Origin of the sequence: Streptomyces sp. NPDC059454 (assembly GCF_042749965.1) — a bacterium.
Taxonomy (GTDB): Bacteria; Actinomycetota; Actinomycetes; order Streptomycetales; family Streptomycetaceae; genus Streptomyces.
In genome coordinates this window covers 18,008-28,845 of the sequence record NZ_JBHYVC010000048.1, presented here as the reverse complement: position 1 = coordinate 28,845, position 10,838 = coordinate 18,008, and the positions used below count along the sequence as shown (strand labels likewise).

Below are 10,838 nucleotides of genomic sequence, written 5' to 3'. Positions count from 1 at the left end.
GGTGGTTTTGTTCGTGGGCCTCCTGGCGGGGGTGGGGGGGGTTGTGTCACCCCACCCCGCCGCCCCGGGCGGCGGGGGGGGGGGGGGCGGCCCCCCGCGCGACGTCGACGAAGAACGGGTTGCCCATGTCGAGGACGAGCAGGCCCATGATGCGGCTGCGGCCCGCGCGCAGCTGACGGGCGGACTCGCTGCGCACGTAGCCGAGCCGGTCTATGGCGGACAGCACCCGCGCCCGGGTCTCGGCGGCGACCGTGTCCGGACGGTTGATCACGTTGGAGACCGTGCCGACGGATACTCCGGCGACGCGGGCGACGTCCTTGATACCCACCGACTGGGCCATCGGGCAGGGACCTCCAGAAAGACGGGGGCGGCGCGGCGGGCCATCACACTACCGGCACCGGCCGCCCCTGAGCGGACACGGTCAGGCGGGCAGGCGGAAATCGACGGCGTGCAGGGGCGAGGGCGTCGTGCCGGTGGACTTCTCCTGGCACCTGACCGACAGCATCCCGCCCTGGGCGACGCACCCGCCGGGCGACGACGGCGCCCCGGTCGGCGGTGTGCCGGGCCGCGTACTGCCGGCTGTCGAGCGTGGTGCCGCCGGTGCGGGTGACCGACGGCCCGGGCGCGGCGGCCCGGGCGGTGCCGGAGGCCAGGGCCGGGGCCGCCGCGGTGCCGAGGAGCGCGCCGGCCGGAAGAGTGCGTCGTCTCATCTCAGGCTCCGTCGTCAGGCGAGGTGGAAGACCTCGGTCAGCGGTTTCATCGCCTCGTCCGGCCGGGAGCCGTCGAGGGACTCGAAGAAGGGGGACATCTCGGCCTGCCAGCGGCCGTTGACCTCGGTGGCCTCCATGCCGGCCTTGGCCGCCTCGAAGTCCTCGGTCTCCAGGTAGCCGACGAGGAGGCCGTCGTCGCGCAGGAAGAGGGAGTAGTTGTGCCAGCCGGTGGCCGAGAGCGCCTCGCGCATCTCGGGCCACACGGCGGCATGGCGTTCGCGGTACTCGGCGATCCGGTCCTGTCGGACCTTGAGCAGGAAACAGACGCGTTGCATGAGGTACCGCTCCTCCGGGGGGTGGGGATCAGAAGTCGAACTGGTCGATGTTCCCGGCGTCGAAGACGGTGGGCTTGCCGAGGTTGATCACGCCGTCCTTGCCGATGGTGTACTCACCCATCGCGCCGGCCTTGAAGGTCTCGCCCTCCTTGCCGGTGATCTGGCCGGAGGACAGGGCGACGGCGGTACGGGCGGCCAGCTCGCCGAGCTTGGCCGGGTCCCACAGCTCGAACGCCTCGACGGTGCCGTTCTTGACGTACTTGCGCATGTCGTTGGGGGTGCCGAGGCCGGTCAGCTTGACCTTGCCCTTGTACTTGGAGCCGGACAGGTACTGGGCGGCGGCCTTGATGCCGACGGTGGTCGGGGAGATGATCCCCTTCAGGTTCGGGTACTCCTGGAGCAGGCCCTGGGTCTGCTGGAAGGACTGCTGGGCGTCGTCGTTGCCGTAGGCGACCTTGACCAGCTTCATGTCCTTGTACTTGGGGTCCTTGAGCTCGTCCTTCATGAACTCGATCCAGGCGTTCTGGTTGGTCGCGGTCTGCGCGGCGGACAGGATCGCGATCTCGCCCTTGTAGTCGATCTGTTCGGCGAGCAGCTGCACCTCGGTGCGGCCCAGGTCCTCGCCGCTGGCCTGCGAGACGAAGGCGTTGCGGCAGTCGGGGGTGGTGTCCGAGTCGTAGGTGACGACCTTGATGCCGTTCTTCATGGCCTGCTTGAGCGCGGTGCACAGGGCGCCGGGGTCCTGCGCGGAGACGGCCATGGCGTCGACCTGCTGCTGGGTCAGGGTGTTGACGTAGGAGACCTGTCCGGCGGTGTCGGTGGCGCTGGAGGGGCCGACCTCCTTGTAGGTGGAGCCCAGTTCCTCGACGGCCTTCTCGCCGCCCTTGTCGGCGGTGGTGAAGTAGGGGTTGTTGACCTGCTTGGGCAGGAAGCCGACGGTCAGGCCCTTCTTGGTGGCCGCGCCCGGGTCGGCCTTGCCGGCCGGGGCCGCCGCGCCGCCGCCCTCGTTCTTGACGTCCTCCTTGGTGGTGCCGCCGCAGGCGGTGGCGGCCAGGGCGAGCGAGGTGACGGCGGCGAGGGCCGCGCAGGTGCGGCGGAGGGTTGCCTTGCGCATGGTGGGTTCCTTAAGGGACGGACGGGAGAGGGTTTCAGGAGGTCGGGGCGGGCGCCTCGGCCCCCGGTGGTGCGGCGGCCGATCGGCGTCCGGCACGTGCGACGGCGATTTGCCGGGCGACGCGGGGGCCGAGCACGGACAGGACCAGCAGCACACCGGTGACGACGATCTGGGACTGCGCGGACACGTCCTGCAGGCTCATCACGTTCTGCAGCGCGCCGAGCAGGAACACACCGGCGATCGCGCCGCCGAGCGTCCCCTTGCCGCCGTCGAAGTCGATGCCGCCGAGCAGCACCGCCGCCACGACGGAGAGTTCGAGGCCGGTGGCGTTGTCGTAGCGGGCGCTGGCGTAGTGCAGGGCCCAGAAGACGCCGGTGAGGGAGGCCATCAGACCGGTCAGGGTGAACAGGATCAGCTTCTGCCGCCTGACGCGGATGCCGGCGAACCGGGCCGCCTCCTCGCTCGCGCCGGTCGCGAACAGCGACCGGCCGAACGGGGTGGCGTGCAGGGCGACGACGGCGATGGCGAGCAGCACCAGGAAGGGCAGGAAGGCGTACGGGACGAACGTGTCGCCGATGCGTCCGGCGGCGAAGTCCAGGTACGGGACGGGGAAGTCGGTCACCGCGTCGGAGCCGAGCACGATCTGCGCGATGCCCCGGTAGGCGGCCAGGGTGCCGATGGTGACGGCGAGGGACGGCAGCCCGAGGCGGGTCACCAGCAGGCCGTTGACCAGGCCGCAGACGACACCGATCACGAGGCAGATCGGGATGATCGTCTCGATGGTCATGCCCTGGTTCCACAGGGCGCCCATCACCGCGCCGGACAGGCCGGCCGTGGAGGCCACGGACAGGTCGATCTCGCCGGAGACCACGAGCAGGGTCATGGGCAGGGCGATCAGCGCGATCGGCAGGGTGTTGCCGATGAGGAACGACAGGTTGAGCGCGTTGCCGAAGCCGTCGACGGTGGTGAAGGACAGCAGCAGGACGACGACGAGCAGGGCGCCGACGACCGTGTCCCAGCGGACGGCGCGCGTCAGGGACTCAGGCATGGCGGGCGTTCCTCTTCTTCAGGGCCGAGGCCACGCGCAGCGCGACGACCCGGTCGACCGCGATGGCGAGGATGAGCAGGATGCCGTTGATGGCGAGCACCCACACGGAGCTGACGCCGAGGGCGGGCAGCACGCTGTTGATGGAGGTCAGCAGCAGCGCGCCGAGAGCCGCGCCGTAGACGCTGCCGGAGCCGCCGGTGAAGACCACGCCGCCGACCACGACCGCGCTGACGACGGTGAGTTCGTAGCCGTTGCCGGTACCGGAGTCGACGTTGCCGAACCGAGCCAGGTACAGCGCGCCCGCGAGCCCTGCGAGGGCGCCGCAGAAGGTGTACGCGGCGAGGATCCGCTTGCGCACGGGGATGCCGGCGAGCCGGGCCGCCTCGGGGTTGGAGCCGAGCGCGTACAGCTCGCGTCCGCCGCCGAAGTGCTTGAGGTAGTACGCCGTCGCCACGAGCACCGCGAGCGCGATGAGCGCCAGGTACGGCACCGCCGAGAGGCCGCCCGAACCGAAGTCGACGAAGGAGCCGGGGAGATCGGCGGCGGTGATCTGGCGGGAGCCGACCCAGATGGAGTCGATGCCGCGGATGATGTAGAGGGTGCCGAGGGTGACCACGAGGGCGGGCACCTGGCCGAGGCTCACGAGCAGGCCGTTGAGCAGCCCGAAGCCGATGCCGAGCAGGACGGCGAGGGCGACGGCGACGACCGGGTTACCGCCGCCCTGGAGGTGGACGCCGGCGGCGAAGGCGCTGATGCCGAGGGTGGAGCCGACGGACAGGTCGACGTTGCGGGTGATGACGACCAGGGACTGGCCGGTGGCGACCAGGACCAGGATGGTCGCGTTCAGCAGCAGGTCCTTGATGCCCTGTTCGGACAGGAACTCGCTGTTGCCGGCCTGGGTGACGGCGATCATCACCAGGAAGACGACGAGGATGGCGAGTTCGCGCATCTTGAAGACGCGGTCCACCAGCCGGGTGGCGCCGGCCTGGGGCACCTCGGCGACGGGGGCTTCTTCGGGAGCGGCGACCGTCATGCGGCGGCCCTCCCCGTGGCTGCGGCCATCACGGTTTCCTCGGTGGCGTCGGTGCGGGGGATCTCGGCGGTGAGCCGGCCCTCGTGCATCACCAGCACGCGGTCGGCCATGCCGAGGATCTCGGGCAGGTCGGAGGAGATCATCAGGACGGCGACGCCGTCGGCGGCGAGCTGGGACAGCAGCCGGTGCACCTCGGCCTTGGTGCCGACGTCGATGCCGCGCGTGGGCTCGTCGACGATCAGCACCTTCGGCCCGGTGGCGAGCCACTTGGCGAGGACGACCTTCTGCTGGTTGCCGCCTGACAGGGTGTTCACCGTGTCGGCGATCCGGGCGTACTTGACCTGGAGCCTGACGGCCCAGTCGAGGGAGCGGCTGCGTTCGGCGCCGCGGTCCATCAGGCCGGCCCTCACGGTCGTACGGAGTCCGGTGAGGCCGATGTTGCGCTCAATGGACATGTCCATCACCAGGCCTTGCGCGCGCCGGTCCTCGGGGACCAGGGCGAGGCCCGCGGCCATGGCCGCGGACGGGGCGCCGTTGGTCAGTTTCCGTCCGTCGACCTCGACCTCGCCGGCGTCCCAGCGGTCGACGCCGAACACGGCGCGGGCCACCTCGGTGCGCCCGGCGCCGACGAGTCCGGCCAGGCCGACGATCTCACCGCGCCGCACGTCGAAGGAGACGTCGGTGAAGACGCCCTCGCGGGTCAGCCGGCGCACGCTCAGGGCGATCTCGCCCGGCGTCACGTCCTGCTTGGGGTAGAGCTCCTCGAGGTCGCGGCCGACCATGCGGCGGACCAGGTCGTCCTCGGTCATGCCGGCCAGCGGCTCGCCGGCGATCCAGGCGCCGTCGCGGAGCGTGGTGACCCGCTGGCAGATCTCGAAGATCTCCTCCAGGCGGTGGGAGACGAACAGCACCGCGGCGCCCTGTTCGCGCAGGGTGCGCACGACGCCGAAGAGGCGCGCGACCTCGCTGCCGGTGAGGGCGGCGGTGGGCTCGTCCATGATCAGGACGCGGGCGTCGAAGGAGAGCGCCTTGGCGATCTCGACGATCTGCTGGTCGGCGATGGACAGACCGCGGGCCGGGCGGTCCGGGTCGAGCTCGACACCGAGCCGCTTCATCAGGGAGGCGGTCGCGTCGTGGGTGGCCCGGTGGTCGATCCGGCCGAGCGTCCGCCGGGGCTGCCGGCCCATGAAGATGTTCTCGGCGATCGAGAGGTCGGGGAAGAGAGTGGGCTCCTGGTAGATCACGGCGATGCCGGCGTCGCGGGCGTCACCGGGGCCGTGGAAGACGACGGGGGCGCCGTCGAGCAGCACCTGGCCGGTGTCCGGCCGGTGCACTCCGGCGAGCGTCTTGATGAGGGTCGACTTGCCGGCTCCGTTCTCCCCGGCGAGGGCGTGCACCTCCCCGGGGAACAGCTCCAGGGAGACGTCCCGCAGTGCGCGGACCGCGCCGAAGGACTTGGAGATGCCCTTCAGTGCGAGAACCGGGGCCGGACCCGTGTCGGACGGGTGGGTCATGAGGGCTCCTCGACGACGCCGGTGGGAGGCCCTCGCGACGTCGTGAAAGGTTTCAACTGGGTTGCCGGGACGTTAGGCGCGCGACGCATGTCACGTCAATGGGTCCCGGTCGAAAAACTTTCGACACCTTCAAGTCTCGGCCTGGTCACAGAGGACGGTCTTCGCCGCAGGGGTTGACACCCCTGCGGGAGACCCATAGCTTCCCGTTCTGAATCGTTTCATTCAGTGGTCGTTACGACCCGATGTCACAGGAGCCCTGACGTGACCGAGCTCGCCGCGGTGAAAGCCGCTCTCAAGACACAGGCCGTGGAGACGCCGTCCTGGGCGTACGGGAACTCGGGGACCCGGTTCAAGGTGTTCGCGCAAGCGGGCGTCCCCCGCACCCCGCAGGAGAAACTGGACGACGCCGCCCAGGTGCACGCGTTCACGGGTGTCGCGCCGACCGTGGCGCTGCACATCCCGTGGGACAGGGTCGAGGACTACGCGGCGCTGGCCAAGCACGCCGAGGACCGCGGGGTGAGGCTCGGCGCGATCAACTCCAACACCTTCCAGGACGACGACTACAGGCTCGGCAGCATCTGCGCCCCGGACGCGGCGGTGCGCAGGAAGGCCGTCGACCACCTGCTGGAGTGCGTCGACATCATGGACGCGACCGGCTCCAAGGACCTGAAGCTGTGGTTCGCCGACGGGACGAACTATCCCGGGCAGGACGACATCCGGGCGCGGCAGGACCGGCTCGCCGAAGGGCTCGCCGAGGTGTACGAGCGGCTCGGGGACGACCAGCGGATGCTGCTGGAGTACAAGTTCTTCGAGCCGGCGTTCTACACGACCGACGTGCCGGACTGGGGCACCGCCTACGCGCACTGCCTGAAGCTGGGCGAGAAGGCGCAGGTGGTCGTCGACACCGGTCACCACGCTCCGGGGACCAACATCGAGTTCATCGTGGCGACGCTGCTGCGGGAGGGGAAGCTCGGCGCGTTCGACTTCAACTCGCGGTTCTACGCCGACGACGACCTGATGGTCGGTGCCGCCGACCCGTTCCAGCTGTTCCGGATCATGTACGAGGTGATCCGCGGGGGCGGTTTCACTCCCGCGGTGGCGTTCATGCTCGACCAGTGCCACAACATCGAGGCGAAGATCCCGGCGATCATCCGTTCCGTCATGAACGTCCAGGAAGCAACGGCCAAGGCTCTGCTCGTCGATGGAGCGGCGTTGGGTGAGGCACAGGCCTCGGGGGATGTACTCGAGGCGAACGCCGTGCTGATGGACGCGTACAACACGGACGTGCGTCCGCTGCTGCGTGAGGTGCGGGGGGAGATGGGGTTGGATCCCGACCCCATCTCCGCCTATCGGCGGTCCGGGTGGGCCGAGAGGATTGTTGCCGAGCGGGTCGGTGGGGAGCAGGCGGGGTGGGGGGCGTAGGCGTCTGCCGGGTTCTGTTCGTCGCGGGCCGCGGGTCGTCTGTGGTTGATCGCGCCCACGCGGCGGAGCCGCACATCGACAGCGCCCCACGCCCCTGTCGGGGCGTTTCACTCCCCCTCTTTCCCGAAGGACTGATCGTTCATGGCGACCAACACCGAAGCTGCCGCTCTCCTCGCTCGTTCCCACCGGCTCGGGGCCGATCCCCGCAACACCAACTACGCCGGCGGCAACACCTCCGCCAAGGGCACCGAGACCGACCCCGTCACCGGGGGTGACGTCGAGCTGATGTGGGTCAAGGGGTCCGGGGGCGACCTCGGGACGCTGACCGAGGCGGGGCTGGCCGCGCTGCGGCTGGACCGGCTGCGGGCGCTCGTCGATGTGTACCCGGGGGTCGAGCGCGAGGACGAGATGGTCGCCGCGTTCGACTACTGCCTGCACGGCAAGGGCGGTGCGGCCCCCTCCATCGACACCGCGATGCACGGCCTCGTCGACGCCGCGCACGTCGACCACCTCCACCCCGACTCCGGGATCGCGCTCGCCTGCGCGGCCGACGGGGAGAAGCTGACCGCCGAGTGCTTCGGCGACACCGTGGTGTGGGTGCCCTGGCGGCGGCCCGGTTTCCAGCTCGGGCTGGACATCGCCGCTGTGAAGGAGGCCAATCCGCGGGCCATCGGGTGCGTGCTCGGCGGGCACGGCATCACCGCGTGGGGTGACACCTCCGAGGAGTGCGAGCGGAACTCGCTGCACATCATCCGCACCGCCGAGGCGTTCCTCGCCGAGCGCGGCCGGCCGGAGCCCTTCGGCCCCGTGATCGAGGGGTACGAGGCGCTGTCCGGGGAAGAGCGCCGGGAGCGGGCCGCCGCGCTGGCGCCGTACGTCCGTGCCGTCGCCTCGCAGGACCGGCCGCAGGTCGGCCACTTCGACGACTCCGACGCCGTACTGGACTTCCTGGCCCGCGCCGAGCACCCGCGGCTGGCCGCCCTGGGCACCTCCTGCCCGGACCACTTCCTGCGCACCAAGGTGCGGCCGCTGGTCCTGGACCTGCCGCCGTCCGCCCCGCTCGACGAGGCGGTCGCCCGGCTGAAGGAGCTGCACGCGGCCTACCGCGAGGAGTACGCCGCCTACTACGCGCGGCACGCGGAGCCCGGCTCCCCCGCGATGCGCGGGGCCGACCCGGCGATCGTGCTGGTGCCGGGTGTGGGCATGTTCAGCTTCGGCAAGGACAAGCAGACCGCGCGCGTGGCCGGCGAGTTCTACCTCAACGCGATCAACGTGATGCGCGGGGCCGAGGCGGTCTCCCGTTACGCGCCGATCGAGGAGTCGGAGAAGTTCCGCATCGAGTACTGGGCGCTGGAGGAGGCCAAGCTCCAGCGGATGCCGAAGCCCAAGCCGCTCGCCACCCGGGTGGCGCTGGTGACGGGCGCGGGCAGCGGGATCGGCAGGGCGATCGCCCAGCGGCTGGTGGCCGAGGGCGCGTGTGTCGTCGTGGCCGACCTGAACGGGGAGAACGCCGCGCTGGTCGCCGAGGAACTGGGCGGGTCCGACAAGGCCGTCGCCGTGACCGTCGACGTGACGTCCGAGGAGCAGATCGCGGATGCCTTCAAGGCCGCCGTGCTCGCCTTCGGCGGGGTCGACCTGGTGGTGAACAACGCCGGTATCTCGATCTCCAAGCCGCTGCTGGAGACCTCCGCGAAGGACTGGGACCTCCAGCACGACATCATGGCCCGCGGTTCCTTCCTCGTCTCGCGCGAGGCGGCCCGGGTGATGACCGCGCAGGAGCTGGGCGGCGACATCGTCTACATCGCTTCGAAGAACGCGGTGTTCGCCGGCCCGAACAACATCGCCTACTCGGCCACCAAGGCCGACCAGGCGCACCAGGTGCGGCTGCTCGCCGCCGAGCTGGGCGAGCACGGCATCCGCGTCAACGGCGTCAACCCGGACGGCGTGGTGCGCGGCTCCGGGATCTTCGCGGGCGGCTGGGGCGCCAAGCGCGCCGCCGTGTACGGGGTGCCGGAGGAGAAGCTGGGCGAGTTCTACGCCCAGCGCACGCTGCTGAAGCGCGAGGTGCTGCCCGAGCACGTGGCGAACGCCGTGTTCGCGCTGACCGGCGGCGACCTCACCCACACCACCGGACTGCACGTCCCGGTCGACGCCGGCGTCGCCGCCGCGTTCCTGCGATGAGCACCGTGAAGTCCTACGCCGCGGTCGACCTCGGCGCGTCCAGCGGGCGCGTCATGGTCGGCCGCGTCGGCCCCGACAGCCTGGAGCTGACCGAGGCCCACCGCTTCCCCAACCGGCCGGTGCGGGTGCCCGAGGGGCTGCGCTGGGACGTCCTCTCGCTGTACGCCGGTGTGCTGGACGGGCTGAAGGGGGCCGGCCCGGTGGATTCCGTCGGCATCGACAGCTGGGCCGTGGACTACGGACTGCTGGACGCGGACGGGGCGCTGCTCGGCAACCCCGTGCACTACCGCGACAGCCGTACCGACAGAATCGCGGAGAAGGTGTGGGCGACCGTGCCCGCCGAGGAGCTGTACGCGGCGACCGGCCTGCAGTACGCGCCGTTCAACACGCTGTACCAGCTGACGGCGGCCCGTGACTCGGCCCAACTGGCACAGGCCCGAAGGCTGTTGCTGATCCCGGATCTGCTGACGTACTGGCTGACCGGTGAGCAGGGCACGGAGCTGACCAACGCCTCGACCACCCAGCTGGTCGACCCGCGCACCCGCGACTGGGCGCACGGACTCGCGGAGCGCCTCGGCATCGACCTCGGGCTGTTCGCGCCGCTGCGCCGGCCCGGGGACCCGGCCGGGATGCTGCGGCCCGAGGTGCTGGAGGAGACCGGGCTGACCGGGCCGGTCCCGGTGACGGCGGTCGGCTCGCACGACACCGCGTCCGCGGTGGCCGCCGTACCGGCGGACGGCGAGCGGTTCGCGTACATCTGCACCGGCACCTGGTCGCTGGCCGGTCTCGAGCTGGACGCGCCGGTGCTCACCGAGGAGAGCCGGGCCGCCAACTTCACCAATGAGCTGGGGCTGGACGGCACGGTCCGCTACCTGCGCAACATCATGGGCCTGTGGCTGCTCCAGGAGTGCCTGCGGGCCTGGGGGCAGCCTGATCTGGGCGCGCTGCTCCTCGACGCGGGCAAGGTGCCGGCGCTGCGGTCGGTGGTGGACGCCGGGGACGCGGCGTTCCTCGCGCCCGGACGGATGCCGGAGCGGATCGCCGAGGCCTGCCGGGACTCGGGACAGCCCGTGCCGGCCACCCCCGCCGAGATCACCCGGTGCATCCTCGACTCGCTCGCCCTGGCCCACCGCAAGGCCGTCACCGACGCGCAGCGGCTCGCCGGGCAGCCGGTCGACGTCGTGCACATCGTGGGCGGCGGCACCCGCAACGCCCTGCTGTGCCAGCTCACCGCCGACGCCTGCGGGCTGCCGGTGGTGTCCGGGCCGACGGAGGCGGCGGCGCTGGGCAACGTGCTGGTGCAGGCCCGCGCCCACGGCCTGGTCGGCGACCTGACCGGGATGCGGCGGCTGCTCACCCGCACGCAACCGCTGACGCGGTACGAACCGCGCGGTGGTACGCAGCGGTGGCAGGCGGCACAGGCCCGGCTCGCCCGGGGCTGACGCGGTCTCCCCCGGGCCCCCGCTCCCCCACTACCCTGC

The 10,838-nt window shown here is 71.2% G+C and carries 8 protein-coding genes and 2 pseudogenes; 3 read left to right on the top strand and 7 right to left on the bottom strand.

The features are described from left to right. Positions 1-71: 71 nt before the first annotated feature. The 7 genes and pseudogenes from ACFXAE_RS26510 to ACFXAE_RS26480 all read right to left on the bottom strand — a co-directional run. Positions 72-340: pseudogene (locus ACFXAE_RS26510) on the bottom strand (LacI family DNA-binding transcriptional regulator); the annotation flags it as partial. 184 nt (positions 341-524) lie between these two features. Beyond that, a pseudogene (locus ACFXAE_RS26505) lies at positions 525-710 on the bottom strand (Tat pathway signal sequence domain protein); the annotation flags it as partial. A 14-nt stretch (positions 711-724) separates the two neighbouring features. After that, positions 725-1,045, bottom strand: a complete 321-nt coding sequence (locus tag ACFXAE_RS26500; protein WP_030821436.1) for an L-rhamnose mutarotase — start codon at positions 1,043-1,045, stop codon at positions 725-727. 28 nt (positions 1,046-1,073) lie between these two features. Further along, a complete protein-coding gene (gene rhaS, locus ACFXAE_RS26495; protein WP_384719197.1) occupies positions 1,074-2,159 on the bottom strand; it encodes a rhamnose ABC transporter substrate-binding protein in 1,086 nt (361 codons plus the stop codon). 34 nt (positions 2,160-2,193) lie between these two features. Beyond that, entirely contained in the window at positions 2,194-3,207 is a 1,014-nt protein-coding gene (locus tag ACFXAE_RS26490; RefSeq protein ID WP_384719195.1) for an ABC transporter permease, read from the bottom strand. Further along, complete coding sequence (locus ACFXAE_RS26485; protein WP_384719193.1) at positions 3,200-4,240, bottom strand: ABC transporter permease; 1,041 nt, start codon at positions 4,238-4,240, stop codon at positions 3,200-3,202. Before ACFXAE_RS26485 ends, ACFXAE_RS26490 begins: the two co-directional genes overlap by 8 nt. After that, positions 4,237-5,754 carry a sugar ABC transporter ATP-binding protein gene (locus tag ACFXAE_RS26480; protein WP_384719191.1) on the bottom strand — a complete coding sequence of 506 codons (1,518 nt, stop codon included), beginning with the start codon at positions 5,752-5,754 and terminating at the stop codon, positions 4,237-4,239. The genes ACFXAE_RS26485 and ACFXAE_RS26480 overlap by 4 nt, the downstream gene beginning before the upstream one ends. 261 nt (positions 5,755-6,015) lie before the next feature. Between ACFXAE_RS26480 and rhaI the strand changes: the two genes are divergently transcribed. The 3 genes from rhaI (at position 6,016) to ACFXAE_RS26465 (ending at position 10,799) form a co-directional block, all read left to right on the top strand. Further along, positions 6,016-7,176: an L-rhamnose isomerase gene (gene rhaI, locus ACFXAE_RS26475; protein WP_384719189.1), complete on the top strand. Its 1,161-nt coding sequence runs from the start codon at positions 6,016-6,018 to the stop codon at positions 7,174-7,176. Positions 7,177-7,317: 141 nt separating this feature from the next. Then, positions 7,318-9,357: a bifunctional aldolase/short-chain dehydrogenase gene (locus ACFXAE_RS26470; protein WP_384719187.1), complete on the top strand. Its 2,040-nt coding sequence runs from the start codon at positions 7,318-7,320 to the stop codon at positions 9,355-9,357. Next, positions 9,354-10,799 (top strand): rhamnulokinase family protein, encoded by a 1,446-nt coding sequence (locus ACFXAE_RS26465; RefSeq protein WP_384719185.1) that lies wholly within the window; start codon positions 9,354-9,356, stop codon positions 10,797-10,799. Before ACFXAE_RS26470 ends, ACFXAE_RS26465 begins: the two co-directional genes overlap by 4 nt. Positions 10,800-10,838 lie beyond the last annotated feature (39 nt).